Source organism: Jiella sp. M17.18 (assembly GCF_041027365.1).
Classification (GTDB): domain Bacteria; phylum Pseudomonadota; class Alphaproteobacteria; order Rhizobiales; family Rhizobiaceae; genus VKMB-3413.
In genome coordinates this window covers 14960-37875 of the sequence record NZ_JBFTEH010000016.1, presented here as the reverse complement: position 1 = coordinate 37875, position 22916 = coordinate 14960, and the positions used below count along the sequence as shown (strand labels likewise).

24 protein-coding genes and 2 pseudogenes are annotated in these 22916 nt (G+C 68.4%); 13 read left to right on the top strand and 13 right to left on the bottom strand.

Annotated features, from left to right (window positions below; all coding sequences use genetic code 11):
- Positions 1 to 5: 5 nt before the first annotated feature.
- From AB5S17_RS21485 to AB5S17_RS21455, 7 genes are all read right to left on the bottom strand, one after another.
- Positions 6 to 218, bottom strand: coding sequence for a helix-turn-helix transcriptional regulator (locus tag AB5S17_RS21485; RefSeq protein ID WP_369243235.1), 213 nt, complete (start codon positions 216 to 218; stop codon positions 6 to 8).
- The gene (locus tag AB5S17_RS21480) at positions 215 to 529 is read right to left on the bottom strand and encodes a DUF6074 family protein (RefSeq protein ID WP_369243234.1); all 315 of its coding nucleotides are present in this window, start codon (positions 527 to 529) and stop codon (positions 215 to 217) included. The genes AB5S17_RS21485 and AB5S17_RS21480 overlap by 4 nt, the downstream gene beginning before the upstream one ends.
- A 145-nt stretch (positions 530 to 674) precedes the next feature.
- Positions 675 to 1223 carry a hypothetical protein gene (locus tag AB5S17_RS21475; RefSeq protein ID WP_369243233.1) on the bottom strand — a complete coding sequence of 183 codons (549 nt, stop codon included), beginning with the start codon at positions 1221 to 1223 and terminating at the stop codon, positions 675 to 677.
- Entirely contained in the window at positions 1220 to 1705 is a 486-nt protein-coding gene (locus AB5S17_RS21470; protein WP_369243232.1) for a hypothetical protein, read from the bottom strand. Before AB5S17_RS21470 ends, AB5S17_RS21475 begins: the two co-directional genes overlap by 4 nt.
- Positions 1705 to 1899, bottom strand: a complete 195-nt coding sequence (locus AB5S17_RS21465) for a helix-turn-helix transcriptional regulator (protein ID WP_369243231.1) — start codon at positions 1897 to 1899, stop codon at positions 1705 to 1707. Before AB5S17_RS21465 ends, AB5S17_RS21470 begins: the two co-directional genes overlap by 1 nt.
- A gap of 67 nt (positions 1900 to 1966) precedes the next feature.
- Positions 1967 to 2557 (bottom strand): hypothetical protein, encoded by a 591-nt coding sequence (locus tag AB5S17_RS21460; protein ID WP_369243230.1) that lies wholly within the window; start codon positions 2555 to 2557, stop codon positions 1967 to 1969.
- Positions 2554 to 3774 carry a tyrosine-type recombinase/integrase gene (locus AB5S17_RS21455; protein ID WP_369243229.1) on the bottom strand — a complete coding sequence of 407 codons (1221 nt, stop codon included), beginning with the start codon at positions 3772 to 3774 and terminating at the stop codon, positions 2554 to 2556. The genes AB5S17_RS21460 and AB5S17_RS21455 overlap by 4 nt, the downstream gene beginning before the upstream one ends.
- Before the next feature lie 478 nt (positions 3775 to 4252).
- Between AB5S17_RS21455 and AB5S17_RS21450 the strand changes: the two genes are divergently transcribed.
- The 4 genes and pseudogenes from AB5S17_RS21450 to AB5S17_RS21435 form a co-directional block, all read left to right on the top strand.
- Entirely contained in the window at positions 4253 to 4702 is a 450-nt protein-coding gene (locus AB5S17_RS21450; RefSeq protein ID WP_369243228.1) for a MarR family winged helix-turn-helix transcriptional regulator, read from the top strand.
- A 241-nt stretch (positions 4703 to 4943) separates the two neighbouring features.
- Entirely contained in the window at positions 4944 to 5507 is a 564-nt protein-coding gene (locus AB5S17_RS21445; protein ID WP_369243227.1) for an isochorismatase family protein, read from the top strand.
- Positions 5508 to 5544: 37 nt separating this feature from the next.
- Positions 5545 to 5799: pseudogene (locus AB5S17_RS21440) on the top strand (MFS transporter); the annotation flags it as partial.
- Between the two features lie 76 nt (positions 5800 to 5875).
- A pseudogene (locus tag AB5S17_RS21435) lies at positions 5876 to 6997 on the top strand (MFS transporter); the annotation flags it as partial.
- A gap of 59 nt (positions 6998 to 7056) precedes the next feature.
- Here AB5S17_RS21435 and AB5S17_RS21430 read toward each other — a convergent pair.
- Positions 7057 to 7854 carry an SDR family oxidoreductase gene (locus AB5S17_RS21430; RefSeq protein WP_369243226.1) on the bottom strand — a complete coding sequence of 266 codons (798 nt, stop codon included), beginning with the start codon at positions 7852 to 7854 and terminating at the stop codon, positions 7057 to 7059.
- Between the two features lie 117 nt (positions 7855 to 7971).
- On the opposite strand from AB5S17_RS21430, the gene AB5S17_RS21425 reads away from it, so the two are divergent.
- The 3 genes from AB5S17_RS21425 (at position 7972) to AB5S17_RS21415 (ending at position 11384) form a co-directional block, all read left to right on the top strand.
- Positions 7972 to 8718 carry a 16S rRNA (uracil(1498)-N(3))-methyltransferase gene (locus AB5S17_RS21425; RefSeq protein ID WP_369243225.1) on the top strand — a complete coding sequence of 249 codons (747 nt, stop codon included), beginning with the start codon at positions 7972 to 7974 and terminating at the stop codon, positions 8716 to 8718.
- A 132-nt stretch (positions 8719 to 8850) separates the two neighbouring features.
- Positions 8851 to 10224, top strand: coding sequence for a glutamate--cysteine ligase (locus AB5S17_RS21420; protein WP_369243224.1), 1374 nt, complete (start codon positions 8851 to 8853; stop codon positions 10222 to 10224).
- Between the two features lie 164 nt (positions 10225 to 10388).
- On the top strand, positions 10389 to 11384 hold the full coding sequence (locus AB5S17_RS21415) for a hypothetical protein (RefSeq protein WP_369243223.1): 996 nt from the start codon (positions 10389 to 10391) through the stop codon (positions 11382 to 11384).
- Between the two features lie 175 nt (positions 11385 to 11559).
- Here the strand turns inward: AB5S17_RS21415 and AB5S17_RS21410 are convergent, their stop codons facing one another.
- A complete protein-coding gene (locus AB5S17_RS21410; RefSeq protein WP_369243222.1) occupies positions 11560 to 11832 on the bottom strand; it encodes a DUF1127 domain-containing protein in 273 nt (90 codons plus the stop codon).
- Between the two features lie 189 nt (positions 11833 to 12021).
- Between AB5S17_RS21410 and AB5S17_RS21405 the strand changes: the two genes are divergently transcribed.
- Positions 12022 to 12966: a LysR family transcriptional regulator gene (locus tag AB5S17_RS21405; protein ID WP_369243221.1), complete on the top strand. Its 945-nt coding sequence runs from the start codon at positions 12022 to 12024 to the stop codon at positions 12964 to 12966.
- A gap of 66 nt (positions 12967 to 13032) precedes the next feature.
- On the opposite strand, the gene AB5S17_RS21400 is transcribed toward AB5S17_RS21405, so the two are convergent.
- Positions 13033 to 13797 carry a pentapeptide repeat-containing protein gene (locus AB5S17_RS21400; RefSeq protein ID WP_369243220.1) on the bottom strand — a complete coding sequence of 255 codons (765 nt, stop codon included), beginning with the start codon at positions 13795 to 13797 and terminating at the stop codon, positions 13033 to 13035.
- Between the two features lie 155 nt (positions 13798 to 13952).
- On the opposite strand from AB5S17_RS21400, the gene xseA reads away from it, so the two are divergent.
- From xseA to AB5S17_RS21380, 4 genes are all read left to right on the top strand, one after another.
- Positions 13953 to 15629: an exodeoxyribonuclease VII large subunit gene (xseA, locus tag AB5S17_RS21395; protein WP_369243219.1), complete on the top strand. Its 1677-nt coding sequence runs from the start codon at positions 13953 to 13955 to the stop codon at positions 15627 to 15629.
- A gap of 161 nt (positions 15630 to 15790) precedes the next feature.
- A complete protein-coding gene (locus AB5S17_RS21390) occupies positions 15791 to 16612 on the top strand; it encodes an exonuclease domain-containing protein (RefSeq protein ID WP_369243218.1) in 822 nt (273 codons plus the stop codon).
- An 82-nt stretch (positions 16613 to 16694) separates the two neighbouring features.
- Positions 16695 to 17063 carry a DUF2147 domain-containing protein gene (locus tag AB5S17_RS21385; protein WP_369243217.1) on the top strand — a complete coding sequence of 123 codons (369 nt, stop codon included), beginning with the start codon at positions 16695 to 16697 and terminating at the stop codon, positions 17061 to 17063.
- 40 nt (positions 17064 to 17103) lie between these two features.
- Complete coding sequence (locus tag AB5S17_RS21380; protein WP_369243216.1) at positions 17104 to 18981, top strand: cisplatin damage response ATP-dependent DNA ligase; 1878 nt, start codon at positions 17104 to 17106, stop codon at positions 18979 to 18981.
- Between the two features lie 75 nt (positions 18982 to 19056).
- Here the strand turns inward: AB5S17_RS21380 and AB5S17_RS21375 are convergent, their stop codons facing one another.
- Entirely contained in the window at positions 19057 to 19935 is an 879-nt protein-coding gene (locus AB5S17_RS21375; protein ID WP_369243215.1) for a LysR family transcriptional regulator, read from the bottom strand.
- Positions 19936 to 20073: 138 nt separating this feature from the next.
- On the opposite strand from AB5S17_RS21375, the gene AB5S17_RS21370 reads away from it, so the two are divergent.
- Entirely contained in the window at positions 20074 to 20727 is a 654-nt protein-coding gene (locus AB5S17_RS21370) for an NADPH-dependent F420 reductase (protein WP_369243214.1), read from the top strand.
- Between the two features lie 54 nt (positions 20728 to 20781).
- Here AB5S17_RS21370 and AB5S17_RS21365 read toward each other — a convergent pair whose 3' ends face one another.
- On the bottom strand, positions 20782 to 21930 hold the full coding sequence (locus AB5S17_RS21365) for an AI-2E family transporter (RefSeq protein WP_369243213.1): 1149 nt from the start codon (positions 21928 to 21930) through the stop codon (positions 20782 to 20784).
- 184 nt (positions 21931 to 22114) lie between these two features.
- A complete protein-coding gene (locus AB5S17_RS21360; protein ID WP_369243212.1) occupies positions 22115 to 22906 on the bottom strand; it encodes an amino acid ABC transporter ATP-binding protein in 792 nt (263 codons plus the stop codon).
- Positions 22907 to 22916: the final 10 nt, after the last annotated feature.

Sequence of the window (22916 nt, the reverse complement as noted above, 5' to 3'; positions counted from 1 at the left end):
TTGCTTCACTCTGTCGGCTCTGGCCGGCGCATCTGCCTGGCCATCCACGCTCGCACCTCCGAACGGAGATAGAGCTTCTTCCTACCGGACGGCCCAAGCTGCAGGAAGCTGGGACCGTAGCCGGCCCGGCGCCAGCGGGCCATGGTCTCCGGGCTGACGCCGATCTCGTCAGCCGCCTGCGCCGTGTCGATGAGGTCCTTCTTTTCGGGGCGGTTCAAGACGCGCCCTCGTCCGGCTGCGATCTCCAGCCGCCATAGGTGCGCCGGCGGATCTCGTTCTCGACGGCCTCGACGAAGGCCTGACGCTCCCGCCGGGCCGTCTCCTCGTCGAAGCCGACACGCAGGAAGGCGTTCTCGATCCCATCGAAGATCTGCTGACGGTAGCGGTCGATCTGCTTCTCGGTGCTCGCTCCCATGAGCGTGTCAGCGGTCTGCCGGATCTTGGCCACGCGGCGCCTCGACGGAAACGGCAGGACGGCGCACTTGGGCGGACGCCACGCGAACAGAGGCAGGTCGTCGTGCGCGCTCATCGGGCGAACTCCGGCCAAGATTTATATAGGGTTCCGGATTTCAGGACTGGGACAGGAGTCCGGATTTCGGGACTGGGAAACGCCATCGACAGTCCGGATTTCGGGATTGGGGATTGGCGGATTTCGGGACTGGGAAACGCGTTTTTCATGCTGCCCTCCCGTGATGCGCTTGTGGCTCCGCGACCGAACGCTTCGTCGGCCGGGCCCGCTGGCCGTGCTCCTCTTCCCAACGCTGCTTGCGGCGAGCTATGCGACGCTCGGCGTCCTCCTCGTCGAGCACGTCGAACCACTCGTCAGTGATGTATTCCCGGCCAGACAGCTTCCCGTCCTTGTCCGGCAGGCGGGCCTTCAGATAGGTCAGCCGGTATAGATTCGGCTGATGGAAATCGCCGACGGACCGGCCGCCCTGCCGGACGATCTCGACGAAACCGAGCGCCTCCAGTTCGATGAGCCCGGTCGAGATGCTGTCCTTACCGACGCCGGCCTTCCTGAGGTCCGCCCACGTTCTCATGAGGCGGCCGTTCTGGTGGCCGCCATGGGCGAGATGTTCGCGCTCGAGTTCGTCCATGATCTTGCGGGCGTGCCAGCCGAGCGACCGAAAGGCGACAGACTCCAGCATGGCTTTCGAGTGCTGTACGAATGGCGCCTCGGGATAGGATTTCAGCCTCTTGGGCTTCACCGCCCCGCCGCTCATGCCGCACCCGCTTCCTCCGGCAGGTGGCCGGAAGCGAGCGCCTGCGCCATCATGAATGCCTCGCGGAGGAAATAGGCGTGATCGTCGAGAACACCGAGGACCGATTCCTTGAACCGCTTGCGGCGCCGGACGTGGACCCACGGATCGCAGTGGCCCGTGAGCATGTCGTCCGCGCACTCAAGCATCTTGAGGATATCGCGAGCGCAGGCAGCATAGGCCTCGTCGTTCGGAGCGGCAGAGAGGCTGCGGGCCAGGTCGTCCGCAACTCCGAACCGAAGGGTGATCAGATTGTATTGCCGAAGGTGGTCGGCGTAATGCCAGAGCGTTGCCCGGTTCGACGCCTCGCGGATCGTGTTTGCGCTGCGCTGTGTCGCCGCGAGGCAGATGCCGAGACCTTCGACCAATTCCGCCGCAAGCTGCGCGACGTGCTTTCCAACTGAGGCGCACTCGCGGAGGGAGACGGGGAGAGACGAGCCGGACATTAAGCCGCCCTCCCCGCGTCGCGTGCGGCGATGCGGGCCTTGATGAAGGCCTCCAGCTCCGACGCAACGAAACCCTTACGGCCGGCTGAAATGGTGATCGGCTTCGGGAAGGTTGGATCCTTCCCCATCTGCCAGAGGGTCGTGCGCGACACCCCCAGCATCTGGCAGGCTTCCTTTATGCTCTTTAGTTCCATGGCGTTTGTCTCCGTGCTTCGCGATACGGAGACGTTAGGGCCGATACGGATGCGTCCGTGACCAGAACTATGCGGTAATTTGGCGCCTAGTTTCGTACACGGTCTCTTTGATGTGGCGGGGGAGGTTATCCAGCTTCCTCGACTTCGCCGCCGCGAAAGCCGGCTCGATGACGCTCTCGATGAATGCCATGGCGGAATTTTCGCGGCTTTCTGACATCTTGAGCTCGGCCAACTCTATGCCGTGAGCCTTCGCCCATACGTGCGCAATCTGGACGATGAACCGGGCCTCGTGCTTGGCGGAACTTGTCGCCCCTCGCGACTTGTCGAGCGATCGCCAGTGATCGATCATCGCCGCCAGCTCGCGCTCCATGTGGGCGAGACCCTTAAGGGTCGCATCTTCATCAGTGCCCGCCGAGACGAAATAAGCTCGATTCTGCTCAAGCGTTCGGATCGTCAGGCGGACTGCAGCCAGGCGCCGCCCCCAATCTTCGAGATAGTCCTTTGTGATCTCTCGATTTTCATAATCGACAGCGATCCCGAATTTGAGCACTGCGCTCTGGACAAAGGCGCACGCTTCGTCTCGCGCATGCGCTGGAAGATCGGCACACAGATTCTCAATCGTGCGAGCATCGTAGCGGCGTAGAAGGAAACTGATCATGCTGCATTCCCCGCAGCAAAAGGCGTGACCTTCCGAGGGCGCCCTTCAACGACGGAGTCGAGATGCTCGGCCCACATCGCGAGCGCGCGCCGTTTCTCCGGCTCATACCGCGCGCGATTGTAGGTGCCGGCCACACCGGCGCGGAAACCGCTGATGTGATTGAGCACCGCCTCGATGATGTGCGGAAGGATGCCGATGTCGCCCATCATGGTCGCGACGGTCCGGCGGATGTCGTGGGGCGTCCACCGCTCGTCGAGGATCTGGAGCTTCAGCTTCGCCGCCTTGGCGATGGCGTTGCTCTCGATCGGCTCACCGGTGCGAGTGAAAAGGGGCGCCGAGGCTTCGTCTCCGACCCGTCGCATTGCCCGCTCCACGATCGCGAGCGCGGCCGGTGACAGCGGCACCACATGCGTCAGCGCGTTCTTGGTCCGCTCGCCGGGGACTGTCCAAAGCGCCCTATCGACGTCGACCTCGCCCCGCCTCAATCCGCAGACCTCACCGCTTCGCTGGCCGGTGAGGAACAGGAGCTGAAACACCTCGACCGTGACAGGCCGCAGCGCGGCATCCGGAAGCGCTTTCCAGATGCGCCGCACCTCGTCGGCCGACAGCACTCGATCGCGCTGGACGGGCTTGGCTCGAGGTCGGATCCCCGCGGCCGGCGAGACTTCAAGATATTCCTCGTCCACAGCCCAGCCGAACATCTTCCGCACCACCGCCAGAGTGTGCGTCGACTGTGTGAGCTTCCCGGCCTCAGCCTTCGCGTCGATGATGTCGAGCAGATCGCGGCGCTTTACGGCCACAGCCTTCGCGCGGCCGATCACCGGCAGGACATCCACCCTCAGGACTCGTTCGTCCTCCGCCCAGCTCTTCTTGTTCCGCTTGGCGTAGCGCTCAACATACAGAGCGGCGAGCTCGGCAACCGTCATGGCTTCACGACGCGCGCGCTTATCGCCGGCAGGATCCAAGCCGTCCGACACCGCTGCCACGGCATCCAATGCCTTGCGGCGCGCCTTCTCAAGCGACAGCGCGGGGAACTTGCCGAGGGTGACGCGGCGCTTCTCTCCGTCTGCCTCCCGGCTGTAGACGACGGTCCAGGCCTTGACGCCCGTCGGCGACACTCGGAGCACCAGCCCGCGGACGACGTCGTCCCAAAAGTCGGTGCGGGTTTCGACCTTGACGGTCTCAACGAAGCGGGTTGTGAGGCTCTTGCGCGGCATCTCGACCTACCGATATTTTTTCGGTTTCTGAGGCCGGGGTTCCGACAGGGTTCCAGAACGACTAAACTCGATCGAACAGCCTCTAACGAGAGAGAACACGGAGGGCCTTGAATTTCAAGGCGTACGGCCCGCTATTCGTGTTCGTTTCGGTTTCTATCAGTACCGTCAGATGTCACTTTTAATCTGTAGGTCGTGGGTTCGAGTCCCACCGCGCTCACCAAGCCGCTTTTTGTCCGGCCCGGACACATAGGCAACAGACTGTTCCCAAGACATGGGTGACACCCTCGTGCCGAACGTGGTGGCGAGCCCCGCCGCGGCTCTCTGCCTTATTCCGGCGCGTTCCGGCTTCCTCCGACCTGCGCCAACCGGCCGAAGCTCCTTGGCCCACCGCCGACACGCCGGCCGCGGGCTCGTCTGCGCCTGCCGAAGATATGAAGATTGCCTTTGCAGTTTTCCTTCTGATCTGCGATCGTGGGGCATGGTCGATCGCGGAACATCGTCGGAGAGCGTTGCGGAGCTGGCCGAGCGGCTGCGCAGCCTGATCAGCCGGCTGAAGCGGCGGCTGCGCGAGCAGGCGAACGCCGGCGACCTCACGCCGTCGCAGGTCGCCGTGCTCGTGCGGCTCGAGCGGGATGGGCCGGCAACGGTCTCCGCCCTGGCGCGGATGGAGGGGGTGCGGCCGCAATCCATGGGATCGACGGTCGCCGCGCTTCAGGCCGCCGGGCTGGTCGAGGGCGCGCCCGACCCGGCCGACGGGCGGCAGACCATCCTGACGCTGACCGACGCCTGCCGGCGGATGGTGGTGGCCAACCGCGCCACACGGAAGGACTGGCTCGTGCGCCGCATCGAGGCGGCCCTGACGGACGCGGAGCAGAAGGACCTGGCGCGCGCCGTCGCCCTTCTGGAACGCCTCGCCGACACCAGCTGACGCAGGCGTCGCGGCGGGTCGGCTGCCGGACTTCGGCGTGCCGGATGGCCGACGAGACGGCATCCGGTCCGTCAAGATTCCCGGGCGGCCCACGGCATCGCCGGACGGGAGCCGCGCGCCTCCTTCAGGGCGCGGCGCGTCAGCCCGGCAGCGCAGAAGAATGTCCGGTCGCGGATGTCCGCGGCGCCCTCCCTTCGATCGAGCTTCTCCAACCTCCCCCCATCCAGACAAGGATCATCCCATGGCTCTCACCACGCTCGACGCGAACACTGCTCTCGTCGTCATCGATCTGCAGAAGGGCATCCTGTCCTATCCGACCGTCCACCCGATCGACGGCATCGTCGCAAACGCCGCCCGGCTGACGCAGGCGTTCCGGAAGAAGGGGCTGCCGGTCGCGCTGGTGAACGTCACCGGCGGCGCCCCGGGCCGCACCGAGCGGAACCGAAGCCTGACCAACCTGCCCGACGACTGGGCCGATCTCGCGCCCGAACTCGGCCGGCAGCCGAGCGACATCCTGGTGTCCAAGACCACCTGGGGCGCCTTCGCCAGCACCGATCTCGAGGCGCGCCTGCGGACGGTCGGGGTGACCCAGGTCGTCCTGTGCGGCGTCGCCACCAGCATCGGCGTCGAGTCCACCGCGCGGCAGGCCTATGAAAGCGGCTTCAACGTCACGCTCGCGACCGACGCGATGACCGACATGCAGGCCGAGTGCCACGCCAACAGCGTCGAGCGGATCTTCCCGCGCCTTGGCGAGACGGGCGGCACGGCGGGGATCGTCGCCCTGGTCGAAGCGATGGGCGCATGACCGTGGCTTCAGCCGACCGGCCGGGAAGGAGGCGGCGATGATGCGCGGCACCTTCCGGTCGCTGAAGGTCTACAACTACCGGGTCTGGGCCGGCGGCGCGCTGGTGTCGAACATCGGCACCTGGATGCAGCGCACGGCGCAGGACTGGCTGGTGCTGACCGTGCTGACGGACCACAGCGCCTCGGCGGTAGGCGTCGTCATGGCGCTGCAGTTCGGTCCGCAGCTCCTGCTCCTGCCCTGGACGGGCTTTGCCGCCGACCATTTCGACCGGCGCAAGCTGCTCCTGACGACGCAGGCGGTGATGGCGGTGCTCGCGCTCGGCCTGGCGCTGCTGACGATCACGGGGCTCGTNCTGGACGGGCTTTGCCGCCGACCATTTCGACCGGCGCAAGCTGCTCCTGACGACGCAGGCGGTGATGGCGGTGCTCGCGCTCGGCCTGGCGCTGCTGACGATCACGGGGCTCGTGCGGCTTTGGGAGGTCGACCTCTTCGCGCTCTGCTTCGGTTGCGCCTCGGCCTTCGACGCGCCGGCGCGCCACACCTTCGTCGCCGAACTCGTCGGCGACGCCGACCTGTCCAACGCGGTCGGCCTCAACTCGACCTCGTTCAACGCCGGACGGATGATCGGCCCGGCCGTTGCCGGCTTGCTGATCGCGGCGGTCGGAACCGGCTGGGCCTTCCTCCTCAACGCCATCTCCTTCGTCGCCGTGCTGATCTCGCTGACCTTCCTGCGGCAGGACGAACTCCATCAGAATACCCGCGTGAAGCGGGCGCGCGGCAGCTTCGTCGAAGGCTTCCGGTATGTCCGCAAGCGGCCGGACCTCATGGCCATCATGACCATGCTGTTCCTGATCGGCACCTTCGGGCTGAACTTCCCGATCTACATCTCGACCATGGCGGTCACGGTGTTCCATGCCGGCGCCGGGCGCTACGGCCTGCTGACGTCGATGATGGCGGTGGGGACGATCCTCGGCGCGCTCTTCGCCGCCGGAAGGGACAGACCGGGCTTCCACCTGCTCCTCATCGGCTCGGCCGGGTTCGGCGCCGGCTGCGCGGTCGCGGCGCTGATGCCGACCTATGGGCTGTTCGGCGCCTCGCTCCTTTTCATCGGCCTCGCCGCGCTCACCTTCACCAATTCGAGCAACAGCCTGATGCAGCTGTCGACCGATCCCGCGATGCGCGGCCGGGTCATGGCGATCCGCATGGCAATCACCCTCGGCGGGACGCCGGTCGGCGCGCCGATCGCGGGCTGGACAGCCGATCATTTCGGACCGCGCTACGCGATCGCCATCGGCGCGGCCTCGGGGCTCGCGGCGGCGGCCGTCGCGCTGCGCTACCTCGCCCGCCACGGCTCGGAGGTCTACGAGATCGCCTGGAAGACGTCGAACGTCCCGGATGCGGCGGCGCCCGCGGAACCGGCCGAGACCGAGCCCGAAGTCGCCGCCGAGGAAGCGGCGGACGGCGGCCGCGGCGGGCCGGCAGCCGCCTGAGGCGCTTTCGAACGACCTGTCAGAAGAGGGGCCGCCTTCCCCCGGTCGAGGGCTGGCGATCAGTTTTGCACGGCCTGCACCGAGCCGCCGTCGATCCGCATGTTCGAGCCGTTGATGAAGGAGCCGCGCTCTGAGACGATCAGCGCGATCGCGGCGGCAACCTCGTCCGCCCGGCCGCGGCGCTTCAGCGCGATCCCCGGGCGCTCCTCGTCGAGGAAGGTCTTCACCGCCTCCTCGAAGGAGACGCCCATCTTCTCGGCGCGCTGCTTCATCATACCCTCGGTCATCGCGGTCTCGATGAAGGCCGGCGCGACGGTGTTGCAGAGGATGCCGTGCTTGGCCTCCTCGTAGGAGAGGTTCTTGACGAAGGCGCCAAGCGCCGCCTTGGCGGTGTTGTAGGTCGCCTCCTCCCAATAGGGCTGCACGGAATTCTCCGAGGTGATGCAGACGAAGCGGCCCCAGCCGTTCTTGCGCATGGCCGGGAAGGTCGCGCGGGCGATCCGCACCGCCGACAGGAAATCGATCTCCCACGCTTCGAGATAGTCCGCGTCGGTGACTTCCAGCGGATCGCCCTTGGCGCCGGTGATTCCGGAGGTATGGACGACGATGTCGATCCGTCCGAAACGGTCGAGCGCGGCCTTGGCGATGGCGTCGATCTCGGCCGCCTCGGTCACGTCCGCCTTGATGCACACGACCTCCCCGGGCAGCGCCGCCGCGTCCTTCTCCAGCTGGTCGATCTCGAGGTCGCTGAGGACGAGCTTGCAGCCTTCCTCCGCGAGGATCCTCGCCGTCTCAAAGCCCATGCCGTCGGTGGCGCCGGTAATGATGGCGACGCGGTCCCTGATCTTGAGGTCCATGCGCATTGTCCCTTCCGGAAATTGGTTTCGCGTGACAACGAAGGCTTCCGGGATAGGTTTCGCCCGGAGACGGACCCCGGGGTGCGGCGAAGCCGCGCGCAGGAAGAAGGGAGCACGATGCCGAGCTACGACTTCAGGAGCCCGCGGCTGTTCGTCGAGGCGCGCCTGGCGGAAGGCGCTGCGGTGGCCGTGAGCCCGGCGCAGGCGAACTATCTCCTCGCCGTCATGCGGCTTGCGGAGGGCGCGAGCGTCCTCGCCTTCAACGGCGGCGACGGGGAGTGGCGCTGCGAGCTCGCCCAGCCGGCAAAGAAGAAGGCCGAGCTGATCCCGCGCGAGCAGTTGCGGCCGCAGACGCCCGTCCCGGACCTTCATTACCTCTTCGCGCCGCTGAAGCACGCCCGCCTCGACTACATGGTGCAGAAGGCGGTGGAAATGGGGGCCGGCGTGCTGCAGCCGGTGATGACGCAGCATGTGCAGGCGTCGCGACTGAACGTCGAGCGGATGCGCGCCAATGCGGTCGAGGCGGCCGAGCAGTGCGGAATCCTGTCAATTCCCGGCTGCCGCGAACCGGTGAAGTTCGACGCGCTGATGGCGAGCTGGGACGGCTCCCGGCGCATCGTCTTCTGCGATGAGCGCGAGGATGCGGAGAGCCCGATCGAGACCCTGCGGGACCTGCCGCGCGGCCCGCTCGCCCTGTTCATCGGGCCGGAGGGCGGCTTCTCCCCGCAGGAGCGCGAGCGGCTGCGGGCCTGCGACTTCGTCACCCCGATCTCGCTCGGGCCCCGCATCCTGCGCGCCGACACCGCCGCGGTCGCCGCCCTCGCCGTGCTGCAGGCGGCGGTCGGGGACTGGCGGAGCGGCTGACGCCGTCCCACTGGCCGCACCGTCAACCGGAGCCATCTTGCGCTCCGCAGCGATTGCGGGCACGACCCGGTTCGAATGGGAACGGACCGTCGCGAAGCGGCCGATCCGAGGCGGACAAAGCGAGAGTTCACCATGGCGCGCGATACGACCGATCTGACACCGGTCACCTCGGTCGATGACCTGATCGCTCACCTCGCCTCGGGCGAGAAGCCGGCGGATCGCTTCCGGATCGGCACCGAGCACGAGAAGTTCGGCTTCTACTTCGAAGACCTTTCGCCCGTGCCCTATGCGGGCGAGCGCGGCATCGCCAAGCTGCTCGAGCGCATGCAGGCGCTGTCCGGCTGGGAGCCGATCATCGACGACGGCCGCATCATCGGCCTCTACGGGCGCGACGGCCAGGGCGCGATCTCGCTGGAGCCGGGCGGGCAGTTCGAGCTCTCCGGCGCGCCGCTGGAGACCATCCATGCGACCTGCCGCGAATCGAATCAGCACCTCGCGCAGGTGCGAGCCGTGGGCAAGGAACTCGGAATCGGCTTCCTCGGCATCGGGTCGTCGCCGACCTGGACGCTCGCCGAGACGCCGATCATGCCGAAGTCGCGCTACGACATCATGCGCCGCTACATGCCGAAGGTCGGCACCCGCGGCCTCGACATGATGCTGCGCACCGCGACCATCCAGGTGAACCTCGACTTCGCCTCCGAAGCCGACATGCGCCGCAAGATGCAGATCGGCATGAAGCTGCAGCCGGTCGCGAACGCGCTCTTTGCCAATTCGCCCTTCACCGAGGGCAAGCCGAACGGGCTGTGCTCCTGGCGCTCGGAAGTCTGGACTGACGTCGACAACCAGCGCTCGGGCCTCCTGCCCTTCGTCTTCGAGCCCGGCTTTTCCTATCGCGACTATGTCGAATGGGCGCTGGACGTGCCGATGTATTTCGTCACCCGCGACGGGCGCTACACCGACGCGACGGACGTCACCTTCCGCCAGTTCATGGACGGCGCGCTGAAGGGGCGCGTGCCGAACCCGGAGCCGCAGCTCGGCGACTGGACCAACCACCTGTCGACGCTCTTCCCCGACGTCCGGCTGAAGACCTTTCTCGAAATGCGCGGCGCCGACGGCGGGCCGTGGCGGCGGATCTGCGCCCTGCCTGCCTACTGGGTCGGCCTGCTCTACGACCCGGCGACGCTCCATGCGGCCGAGGCGCTGACCAAGGACTGGACCTTCGAGGAAGTCTCGGCGATGCGCGCCAGCGTGCCGCGCGACGGCTTCCGCACGAAGTTCCGCGACGGCTCGGTGCTCGACCTCGCCCGCGAGACGGTCAAGCTCGCGCGGCAGGGCCTCGTCGCCCGCGACCGCCGCAACGAGGAAGGCAACGACGAGAGCTTCTTCCTGGCGCCGCTGGAGGAAGTCGTCGCCCGCGGCACGACCTCGGGCGAGGAACTCGTGCGGCTCTACGAGGAGCAGTGGGATCGCTCGATGGAGCGGGTGTTCAAGCACCTGACCTACTGACGCCGGGCTGCCGGGCTTCGCTCTCCGGCCCCTAGCGAAGCGGGCTCGACTCGTCGACGGCCGATGCCGGCAAGAGCCCTGGCAAGCCCGCGGAACTGCACCAGCTTTGACAGAACGGCCGTGATGTGGCGCGATGCGTCGCAGGGCACAGGATCGAGCTGAGCATGACCGATTTCTTCGACTGGCTCACCGCGAGCGATTCCGGTCTCGGCGCGGACCGTCTCGCCGGCGCGTTCAATCTCAGCCACCAGGAGATGCGCAAGACCGCCGATGCGCTGGCGCCGGCCTTCGCTCTCGCCCTGCAGCGGATGATGGTCGACCCGGCCGCCTGGAGCGAACTCTCGCAGCGTTTCCTGCCGTTCATGCGCGGCGCCTTCCCCGCCACCGCGCCGGAGACGGCAAGAAGCCCCGCCGCAAAGGATCTCGCCGGAACGCTGTTCGGCTCGCAGGACATCGTCGCTGCCGTCGCGCGGCAGGTCTCGCTGATCATCGGCGTCGCGCCGGACATGGTCGAGCAGCTGATGCGCAACCTGTCGATCATGACGATCGAGACCATGCTGAAGATGATGCTGACCAACATGGCGCGGAACCAGCCGGCGGGTCTCGCCGAAGGCAATCTGCCGGCGCTCATGGCCGAGATGATGCGGCGGAGCGCCAACGCCGTGGAGGCGATGGGTCGCCCGTCCGACCAGCCGCGGCCGCGCCCGTCCGGCGCGCCGCAGATGCCGGGCGCAGACTATCTGCAGAAGCTGTTTTCCGACGCTCTGAACGGAAGCGTGCCGTGGCTTCCGCCGGAGGCCCGTCCGGCGCAGGCGGGTCGGGCGGCAACGGCGGGCGCCGGCGACGCCTCTGCGGCGGCCGGACTTCCCGGTTTTGCCGAATGGGACGCCATGACCCGCGCCTTCCTGCGCGGCTGGGACTCCCCGGACGCGGGCCGGGCGGAGGGTCCCGCCGCCGCGTCATCCGGCATCCGGGCGGAGACGGGCGCGCCCCCGAAGCCCGCTTCCGGCGAGCCGTCGCAGGCGGAGGCGAAGCCGCGCACCGCCGAGGCCCCGGACTTCGCCCGCGCGTCCCTGGCGCTTCAGGAAGAATATGCCCGGCAGATGATGGCGATCTTCGGCCGCCAGCCGCTGGACGACAGGAAGCGCGAGGACGGCTGACTCGTCTCGGCACAGAGGCCGGCCGCGGTCTCGCAGGTGACGAGTCTCCCGCCGGAGCGATCGGCCCCTATCCGCCGCGCGCAAACAAAATGCGCCGGCCGGGTTTCCCCGACCGGCGCCGCCAGGAGAGCCGGCCACCGCGGCGGCAGCGGCCCTGCCCTCGGGTGCTCGGTGCTCAGTCCATGAAGCCGCAACGCCGGCGCGCGGCGCTCAGCGCCAGGCGGTAGGACGGATCCTCCTGCCAGTCGGTGTGGAGGGCCTCGTAGATGTCGTCGCGCCGGATCCCGACATCCTTCAGCAGGTAGTCCGGCATGTCGGCCAGCCTTTTCACCTGGCGGCGGTGGAGCATCGCCTTGACGATCGCGCGGGCAGCCTCGGCGAGGATGCGCAGGTTGGACAGCGGGCCGGCAAGGGCGACGGGGGTACGGGGTCTCGCTGTGATCGTCATGGCTTGATCTCCTTTCGCAGCCATCTGACGCCGGGAAAAAGCGGGAGCGCTCGCCGCACGGCCGCAATGGCCGGCGGGTCCTGGCGCCCCCTGAGTTGTTCCTGACGAGGATGAAGGTAGATCGGCCTGATTGATAACTCCAACGAATGTTAGTAATGTGTGGCATCATCAATCCTGATGGACGCTGCCATGACTTCGCCGCTCGATCTGGACCAGCTCCGCACCTTCGTCGCCATCGTCGACGCCGGCAGCTTCACCAAGGCGGCCGACGACGTCTTCAAGACGCAATCGGCGGTGTCCATGCAGATGCGCCGGCTGGAGGAGCGGCTCGGCGTGTCGCTGTTCGAACGCACCGGCCGCACGATCCGCATCACCGACGACGGCTCGCGCCTTCTCGCCTATGCCCGGCGCATGCTGACGCTCAGCCAGGAGACCCTGTCGGCCTTCGACCAGGAAGCGATGCAGGGGCATGTGCGGATCGGGCTGCCGGACGACTATGCCGAGCGCTTCCTGCCGGAGATCTTGGCGCGGTTCTCGCGCTCCAATCCGCTGGTCGAACTGGAGATCGCCTGCGAGCCTTCGCTCAACCTGATGGAGCACATCGAGCGCGGCCGCCTCGACGTCGCCCTCGTCTCCGATTGCGACCACAACCGGATGCCGCTCGAGACGGTGCGCCGCGAGCCGCTGCACTTCGTCACCTCCGCTGCCCACGACATCCATCACGCGCCGGTGCTGCCGCTGGCGCTCGGGCGCCAGGACTGCATGTGGCGGGCGCAGGGCATGCAGGCGCTCGACGCGATGGGGCGGCGCTACAAGGTGCTGTTCACGTCCTGGTCGGCGCAGATCGTCGCCTCGGCGGTGCTCGCGGGCCTCGCGATCAGCGTCCTGCCGGAATGCGCGCTCAGGCCCGGCATGCGCATCCTCGGCGAATATGACGGCTTCCCGACGCTGCCGGATACGCAGATCGGCGTGCTGCGGGCCCGCAATGCCGAGGGTCCCGTCGTCACCGCACTGATCGACCACATTCGCGACAGCCTCGACAATCTCGTTCCGCCCGAGGTGCAGCCGAAGCCCTCGCACATCCCGGAGACGCGGGCCATCCGCCCGCAGCGGCTGCGCTCCGTGGCGGGCTGACCGACAAACACCCTCCGGAGCAACAGAATACGGAGGCGCCGGCTGACATTTCTCCGGCTCCCCCGATCACTTCGTCAGGTTCTTCGGCTCGCCCTTCATGCCCGCGAGTTCGGCCGACTGCAGGTCGGCGCCGGAGAAGTCCGCGCCGGTGACGGTCGCGCCCGCGAACTTGGCGCCGGCGGCCTCGATCTTCGTCAGGTCGGCACCGGACAGGTCGGCGTTCTTGAAGCTCGCGAACTCGGCCGAGGCGTGCGACATCTTCGCGCCGACGAGATTCGCGCCGGCAAGGTCGGCGGAATCGAGCACGCCGCGCATCAGCCCCATCGACTGGTTGCGCATGTCGGCGGAGAAGTCGGCGCCCGAAAGGTTCGCCTTGACCATCTTCGCCCGGCTGAAGTCGCTCGCGACCCGCGCGCCCGACAGGTTGGCGCCGGTGAAGTCCGCCCCCATCATCTGCGCTTGGAACAGGCTCGCCTTCGGGAGGTTCGCGCCGGAGAAGTTCGCCTTCAGGCCCCAGGCCTGGTCGAGCTTCGCGCCGACCATACTGTCGCCGGAGAAGTCCGTGCCGTTGATGGTCGCGGCGGTGAACAGCGCGCCGTCGAAGTCGAGCCCTGTGAGGTCGAGGCCGTTCAGCGCCTTGCGGCTGAAATCGGCCGGCGCGTCCTTGGTCGCCCGCTCGAGCACCGCCGCGACCTCATTCCGCGTCATCTCCGCCTTCGTCATGCGCGGCGAGGTCATGTCGAGCCCGCGCATCATCCCCTGCGCCTGCGCGGCGCCGCCAGCCGACAGGCATCCCATAAGCACCGCCGCAACGGTCATCCGACACGACATCGCCGATCCTCCCGAATTCGCTGGGCGCCCACCCTTTTTCCGTCCTGCCATGCGGCGCGAAGCATCGTCAAAACGCGAGGGAGTGATCGCGACATGCGTCCTGCGCGCCGGCCGAAGCCTTGCCCCGGCGGACTCCCGTCGCCACACTAGGCGCCATGAGCCTTCTTGCCGAATCGGCGCCCGCGTCGAACGTCGCCGAATACACCGTCTCGGAAATCTCCGGTGCGCTGAAGCGAACGGTCGAGGACACCTTCGGCCATGTAAGGGTGCGCGGCGAGATCTCCGGCTATCGCGGCCCCCACTCCTCCGGCCACGCCTATTTCTGCCTGAAGGACGACAAGGCGCGCATGGACGCGGTCGTCTGGCGGACGAGCTTTTCCAAGCTCTCCTTCAAGCCGCAGGAAGGGCTGGAGATCGTCGCGACGGGGAAGCTGACGACCTATCCCGGCGCGTCAAAATACCAGATCGTCATCGACGACATCCAGCCGGCCGGCGCCGGCGCGCTGATGGCGCTTCTCGACGAGCGCCGCCGCAAGCTGGAAGCGGAGGGGCTGTTCGCAGCCGAGCGGAAGAAGCCCCTGCCGCTGATGCCGAACGTCATCGGCATCGTCACCTCGCCGACCGGCGCCGTCATCCGCGACATCTGCCACCGCATCGCCGACCGCTTTCCCGTCCATCTCCTGGTCTGGCCGGTCCGGGTGCAGGGCGAGACCTCCGGTGACGAGGTGGCGCGGGCGATCGAGGGCTTCAACGCGATCGAGCCGGGCGGCAAGGTGCCGCGGCCGGACCTTCTGATCGTCGCCCGCGGCGGCGGCAGTCTCGAGGACCTCTGGGGCTTCAACGACGAGGCGGTGGTGCGCGCGGCGGCGGCCTCGCAGATCCCGCTGATCTCGGCGGTCGGGCACGAGACCGACTGGACGCTGATCGACCATGCGGCCGACCGCCGCGCGCCGACGCCGACCGGCGCGGCCGAAATGGCGGTGCCGGTGAAGGCCGAGCTCGTCGCGGCGATCGCCAGCCTGCACGCGCGGCACGGAGCGGCGGTGTCGCGCCGTCTCGATGCCGAGCGCCGGCATGTCGCCGCGACCGCCCGGGCCCTGCCCGCGCCGGACATGCTGCTCGCGCTGCCGCGGCGCCGGCTCGACGAGGCGACGACCAGCCTCGGCCAGTGCCTGCGCGTCGCGATCACCGACAAGCGCCGCGCCTATGCCGAGATCGCCGCGCGGCTGTCGCCGTCGAGCCTCGACGGTCTCGCCCGCGACAAGCGCGCCGCGCTGCGCCATCTCTCCACCCATGTCGACCACGCCGTGCGGGTTGCGCTGGACGAGCGCCGGCGGCGGTTCGAGCGCGTCGCCGCAGAGCTGAAGCCGCACGCGCTGCGGGCGCGTAGCGAGGCCGCGCGGGTCAATCTCGACCGACTGGGCGAGCGGCTGGCCCTCGCCGAGACACGGCTCGGCGAGACGCGGCGCCAGCGCCTCGGCAATGCCTGGCGCATGGCCGGCAGCCTCGACCCGCGCCGCGTGCTGGAGCGCGGCTATGCGATCGTCCGCGACGCCGGAAACGTCCCGATCGTGCGGGCCTCCGGCCTGGAGCCGGGGATGGCGTTCCAGGTGGAGTTCGCCGGGCGGCAGATTCGCCACGCCGTCGCGACCGGGGAGGATGGGCAAAGCACACCGCCGCCGGACCGGCCGAAGCGCGCGCGCCAGGCTGCCGCGCCGGCCGGCGAGGCGGTCTCGCAGGCGGACGGGGTGCCCGAAGCCGCCCCCCCGGCGCCCCGCCGGCGCCGGGCGGCGGCGAAGAAGGCGGCGGAGGGCCAAGGCTCGCTGTTCTGAAGCGGCGGAAGTACGCAGGCTCCTTTACGGTCGCGACGACAGGCTTGCCGTTCGGCGGCGGGTCGCGCGGTCGGCGGCGGCGGCGGCCGGCGCCTTCGGAAAGGAAGGCTGCGTCCTTCCGGCGCTTGCGGAAGCGGCGGGAAAGCACGATCTTTAGCGCGATGTCCGACCTCTTCCCGCCCGTGCCTTCGACGCCATCCCTGTTCGCGGAACCCGCGCCGACCCTCGTCCGGGTGATCGACACCGAGACCGCCGGCCAACGATTGGAAGAGGACGCGGTGATCGAGATCGGCTCGGTCGATCTCGATCTTGCGACCGGCGCGATCGCCAATCCGATGCAGACCTTCTGCGATCCGACCGGCGCGGTGATCAACCCGCATGCCCGCAAGGTGCACCAGATCAGCGACGAGATGCTGCTCGGTGCGCCGCCCTTTTCCGAAGCCGTCAAGCCGTTCGCGGCCGCACCGACCTTCGCGGCGCAGCGCGCGAGCTTCGACCGCTCGCGCCTGCGGCTGACCGGCCGCTGGCTCTGCACGCACAAGCTCGCCCTTCGCGCCTTCCCGCATGTGCGGGCGCACGGACTGCAGAGCCTCGTCAAATACGTGCCGCTCGACCTCTCGCCGGTCGCGCCGATGCTCCAGGGCCTGCACCCGCACCGCGCCCTCTACGACGCGCTCTGCACTGCGGTGCTCCTGCGGCGCATCGCCGAAACGCTGATGCCGCGCTGCCTAGACGTCGCCGACTTCCTGGAGCGGGCCGAGCGCGTATCGAATGAGCCGGCGCTGCTGGCGAAGCTGCGCTTCGGCCGCCACAAGGGCATCGAACTCTCGAAGGTGCCGAGCGACTATCTGGAATGGCTGGTCGCGGAGCCCGGCATGGACGCCGATGCGGTTTTCACCGCCAGGCATCACCTGCGGCTGCGGCAGATCCGCGGGGCGCGGGCGCTGCCGTCCGATCATCCGCTCGTGGCGCCGGCGGGATGACGGCCGGCGGCGGTGTTCGGCCGCAGGCCCTTGCGCGCGCCGCCGGGCGCGGCATCTTCGCTGCCGACCAAGGAGACCTTACATGCCTCGACGCTCGCCTGCCCGGCTTTCGCCCCTCGCAGCCGCCGCCGCGGCGGCGTTTCTCGCCGCATCCTCCCCGGCTCTAGCTGCCGCCGGCCCGCTCGGCCGTTGGATCGCCGAGGACGGGACCGCGATCGCCGTGCGCAACTGCCCCGCCGGCTTCTGCGCGACGATCGTCTCCGGCCCGTATTCCGGCGAATGGGTGGCGCAGGTCGCGACCGCCGGCCCGACCCATGCCGGCACCGTCCGCGATCCGCGCAACGACAGCACCTATAGCGGGGCCCTGCGCCTGAACGGCAAGGCGCTGGAGCTGCGGGGCTGCCTGGCGAAGGTTCTCTGCAGGACCGTGCAGACCTGGCGGCGTCCATGACGACCGAAGCGCGGTTCATCTCCTGCCGCGGCGCGCTCCGGTGAAGGCCTTCGCCGACCTCCTCGACCGCCTCGTCCTGACGCCGTCGCGCAACGGCAAGCTCAAGCTGATGGTGGATTTCTTCCGGGCGGTTCCCGACCCCGAGCGCGGCTATGGCCTCGCCGCGATCACCGGCGACCTCGACATTCCGAGCGTCAAGCCGGCCATGCTGCGCGAGCTGATGGCCAGCCGCATGGACCCGGTGCTGTTCGGCTATTCCTACGACTATGTCGGCGACCTCGCGGAGACGATCGCGCTGGTGTGGCCCGAGGCGGAGGCGGAGGAGAGCCGTCAGGTGTCGAGCCCTTCGCGCCCCCCTCTGCCTGCCGGCATCTCCCCCGCCAGGGGGGAGATCGAAATTTCGGAAACAGCGCCGTTTCCCTCTGAAGATGCAATAGGCAGCAACGAAAAATACGCGTCATCGCCATCGAAACCGTCGATCTCCCCCCTTGTGGGGGAGATGCCGGCAGGCAGAGGGGGGTATCGCAACCGCCGAGCCTCTCCGGATCTACCGCCGGAGCCCTCCCTCGCCGAGATCGTCACCCGCCTCGGTGCCGCGAGCCGGCAGCAGGGGCCGAAGCTCGTCGAGGCCTGGCTCGACCGGCTGGATTCCTCCGGCCGCTACGCGCTCCTGAAGCTCGTCACCGGCGCGATGCGCATCGGCGTCTCCTCGCGCCTCGCGAAGCAGGCGCTGGCCGACTTCGGGGCGAAGGACATCGCCGAGATCGAGGAGCTGTGGCACGGGCTGGCGCCGCCTTACGCCGATCTCTTCGCCTGGCTGGAAGGCTCCGGCGAGAAGCCCGTCTCGGCCGCCGCCGCGCCGTTCCGCCCGGTCATGCTGTCGCAGCCGCTGGAGGAGCCGGACTACGGCCGCATCGATCCCGAGACCTATGCTGCCGAATGGAAGTGGGACGGCATCCGCGTCCAGGCGAGCGTCGAGCGGGGCGTCAGGCGCCTCTACTCGCGCACCGGCGACAACATTTCCGGCGCCTTCCCGGACCTCCTCGACTTCATGACCTATGACGGCACGCTCGACGGCGAACTGCTGGTCGCCCGGCCCGCCTCGCCGAAGAGCGGCAGGCCGCAGGTGGCGGAAGGCTCCGGGCGCGAGGACGACATCGTCGTCGGCACCTTTTCCGACCTGCGGCAGCGGCTGAACCGCAAGACCGTCTCGGCCGCCGTCCTGAAGAAATATCCGGTGTTCCTCAGGACCTACGACCTTCTTCAGCAGGGACGCGACGACCTGCGGAGCCTGCCCTTCGCCGCGCGCCGCGAACGGCTGACGGCCTTCGTCGCGCAGATCGAGCCGTCGCGCTTCGACATCTCGCCCTTCGTGCCGTTTTCGACCTTCGACGATCTCTCGCGCCTCAGGGCCGAGCCGCCGCATCCGGTGATCGAGGGGCTGATGCTGAAGCGCTGGGATTCAGCCTATGTGCCCGGCCGGCCGAAGGGACCCTGGTTCAAGTGGAAGCAGGACCCGCACCTGATCGACGCCGTCTTGATGTACGCCCAGCGCGGCCACGGCAAGCGATCGAGCTTCTATTCCGACTACACTTTCGGCGTCTGGACTGGTCCCGAGGACGCGCCGGAGCTGGTGCCCGTCGGCAAGGCCTATTTCGGCTTCACCGACGAGGAACTCAAAGCACTCGACAAGTACATCCGCGACAACACGATCGAGCGTTTCGGCCCGGTGCGCTCGGTGCGCGCCGAGCGCGACCACGGCCTCGTCATCGAGGTCGCCTTCGAGGGGCTCGCGCGCTCCTCGCGGCACAAGTCGGGCGTTGCGATGCGCTTTCCCCGGGTGTCGCGGCTCAGATGGGACAAGCCGGCCTTCGAGGCCGACCGGCTGGAGACGCTGCAGGCCATGCTGCCGGCGTAGCGCCTCAGGCGGCGCCGCGAAGCTCCGCCGGCGGCGGCTGGGGGCGCGTGCCGGCTGCTCGGCTCGCCGCCCGCTTCAGCCCCGCCGTGGAAACTCCGCCATCACCATCTCGACGAAGCGCTTCAGCTTGGCGGTCGGCCGCCGGTCCGGCGCGGTGAGGATGTGCATCGGCCAGGACGGCGCCTGCCAGTCCGGCAGCAGCCGTCTCAGCCGCCCGTCCGCCATCAGCGGCGCCAGCAGTTCCTCCGGCCCCATCATGATCCCGCTGCCCGCCTCGACGGCCCAGAGGATCGCGCGGGAATCGTTCATCCGGAGACGGCCGGCGACCGGCACCGCCGCCTGCTCGTCGCCTTGCGTGAAGATCCAGGTGCGGCTGCGAGCCTCGCTGGATCCGATGAAGACGATGCAGTCGTGGCCCGCGAGGTCGCGCGGATGCTCCGGTTCGCCGCGCCGCGCGAGATAGGCGGGCGCCGCGGCCACGACGAGGCGATAGGGCGCGAGCGGCCGGGCGATCAGCGAGGAGTCCTGCAGCGTTCCGATCCGGATCACCGCCTCGAATCCCTCCTCGATGAGATCGACCTTGCGGTCGCTGAGGACGAGATCGACCTCCACCGCGGGATGGCGCGCCGCATAGCGCACGACCACCGGCGCCAGCCGGGCGCTGCCGAAGGTGACCGGCGCGTTGACGCGCAGCCGGCCGCGCGGCTCGGCGGCGATGTCCTCCGCCAGCGCGTCGGCGGCCGCGGCCTCGGCGAGGACGATCCGGCACTGCTCGCAATAGGCGCGCCCGAGTTCGGTGAGGCTCTGCCGCCGCGTGGTGCGGTTGATCAGCCGCGCCGACAGCCGCGCTTCCAGCGCCGCGACATGCTTGCCGACCATCTGCTGCGACAGGCCGAGCGCCGCCGCGGCGGCCGCGAACGAGCCGGCCTCGGCGACCTTGACGAACACAGCCATGCTGAGGAGTCGATCCGCCATTTCCTCCAATCCGTTTCGAGTGATCCGCCATATCCGCTCTTTATCCCCTCGGTACGGATAATCAAATTGCCGGCGAGGCCGCCATCACGGCGCGCCGGGTCAACGAAGGAGATGACTATGAAGATCGGGATGATCGGAGCCGGCTTCGTCAGCCAGGGCGTCGCACAGCTCGCCATCGGCAAGGGCCATACGGTGATGCTGTCGAATTCGCGCGGGCCGGAGACGCTGTTCAGCGCCGCCAAGGCGCTCGGCTGCACGGCCGGGACGGCGGAGGAAGCCGCCGTTTTCGGCGACGTGGTTCTCGTCGCTGTCCCGCTGAAGGCGATCGACGCCCTGCCCGCCGCGGCCCTCTCCGGCAGGATCGTGATCGACGCGAACAACTACTATCCGGAGCGCGACGGCCGGATCGCGGCGCTCGACGCGCGGGAGACGACGACGAGCGAGATGCTGGCGAAGCAGCTGCCGGGCGCGCGGATCGTCAAGGCGTTCAACGCCATCCGCGCGGTCGATCTGGCGCGGGATGCGCGGCCGAAGGGCGCGGCGGACCGGCGCGCCCTGCCGGTCGCTAGCGACGATGCCGAGGCCAAGCAGACGGTCATGGCGCTGATCGACGAGCTTGGCTTCGATCCCGTCGATGCGGGGAGCCTCGCCGACAGCTGGCGGTTCGAGCGCGACAAGCCGGCCTATGGCGTTCCCCTCGGCCGGGAGAAGCTGACGGCGGCGCTGGCGGCCGCCGAGCGGGACGTCGAGGATGCGTCCTGGCGCGACTGACCGCGGCCGAAGCCGCAGACCCGCCCCGTCGGATCGAACCGGCGGGGTGCAGCCCTACGCCGCCGCCTCTTCCTGTTCCTCGTCGCCGTGGTGCTGGGTCTCGGCCGAGAGGAAATCCCCGAGCGGGCCGAGCGGTTCGATGTAGCTGGCGAAGACCTTGATCGCGACCATCAGCGGCACCGCCAGGAACATGCCGACGATGCCCCAGATCCAGCCCCAGAACGCCACCGACAGGAAGATCGCGGCGGCATTCATCTCCAGCCGCCGGCCGACGATCATCGGCGTCAGGAACTGGCCTTCGAGCGTGGTGCAGGCGAGGTAGAGCAGCACCGGGACGATCGCGTCGCCGAGATTGCCGAAATGCGCCAGCGAGATCACCCCGACGATCGCCATGCCCATGACCGCGCCGATGTACGGGATGAAGTTGAGGACGGTCGCCAGGGCGCCGAAGATCGCCGGTGTCGGCACGCCGGCCCACCAGACCGCCGTCCCGACCGCGATGCCGAGGCAGATGTTGATCAGCGTGATCGTGAAGAGATAGCGCGACAGTTCCCGCTCGATGTCGTGGGCGATGTGCAGCGCGCGCTTCTTGTCCGACAGCGTCGGCATGGCGCGCACGAGCTTGACGTAAAAGAGGTCGCCCGAGGCGAGCAGGAAGAACAGGAAGACCAGCGAAAAGGCCACCGAGGCGAGCAGTTGCGGGACGAGGACCGTGGCGTTGTCGAGCAGGCCGGGGTTCTTCACCACCACCTCCTGCGGCTTGTCCGGCGACGGGGGTCCCTGCGCCTGCTCGGCGGTCTTCTGGACCTGCTTCTGCGCCGATTGCAGGCGCTGGAAACGCTGCTCGACCGAGCGGATCTCGTTGTCGACCGCCGCCGCATAGCGCGGTGCGTTGTTGATGATGTTGCTGATCGGATCGCTCAGCATGTAGAAGCCGAGGATCAGCGCCAGCAGCGAGCCGGCGACGAGGATGAAGGCCGAGATCGGCTCCCAGATATGCAGCCGGCGGCGCAGAAAGCGCACGATCGGGCTCATCACCAGCGCGAACAGGATGGCGATGATCACCGGCAGCACGAAGCTCGCGGTGAGGTAGAGGGCGCCGAACGTCAGGATCAGGAAGATCCCGATGATCGCCCAGCGCGGGCCGATCTCGAAGACCTGCTTGCGGACGAGGCCGGCCGCCGGAGAGGTCGTCGTCTCCACCGAGCGACCGTCCTTATGCTTCTCGACGTTTCGCTCGGACACCCTCACCCCGCGGCCACCCCCGGGTACCTCCCGGCCTGGAAGGGACATAACGTCTTCGTGAGCAAGCGGTTCCGCCTGCTCCGCCGCGGCCGGCCGGGCCGACGGGGCGCCGGCCGTGGCGAACCCGGCCCGCCCCCGCCGATCAGTGCAGGATCTGCGACAGGAAGAGCTTGGTGCGCTCGTGCTGCGGGTTGGTGAAGAAGGCGTGCGGCTCGTTCTCCTCGACGATCTGGCCGGCATCCATGAAGATGACGCGGTTCGCCACCTGGCGGGCGAAGCCCATCTCGTGGGTCACGCAGAGCATGGTCATGCCCTCTTCGGCGAGGCCGACCATGACGTCGAGCACTTCCTTGATCATCTCCGGGTCGAGCGCCGAGGTGGGCTCGTCGAACAGCATGATCTTCGGGTTCATGCACAGCGAGCGGGCGATCGCCACGCGCTGCTGCTGCCCGCCGGAGAGCTGGCCGGGGTACTTGTTCGCCTGCTCCGGGATCTTCACCCGGGTCAGGTAGTGCATGGCGATCTCTTCCGCCTTCTTCTTCGGCATCTTGCGCACCCAGATCGGCGCCAGCGTGCAGTTTTCCAGGATCGTCAGATGCGGGAAGAGGTTGAAGTGCTGGAACACCATCCCGACCTCGCGCCGCACCTCGTCGATCTTCTTGAGGTCGCCGGTGAGCTCGATGCCGTCGACGACGATCTTGCCCTTCTGGTGCTCCTCCAGCCGGTTGATGCAGCGGATCATCGTCGACTTGCCGGAGCCGGACGGCCCGCAGATGACGATGCGCTCGCCCTGGCGGACGGTGAGGTTGATGTCCCGAAGGACGTGGAACTCGCCGTACCACTTGTTGACGTTGACGAGCTGCACCGCGATCTCCTTGGAGAGCGGCGCCGCCACCGGCGTGGCGGGGGATTTGGTTTCGACGTCGACGGCCATGACCGGCTCC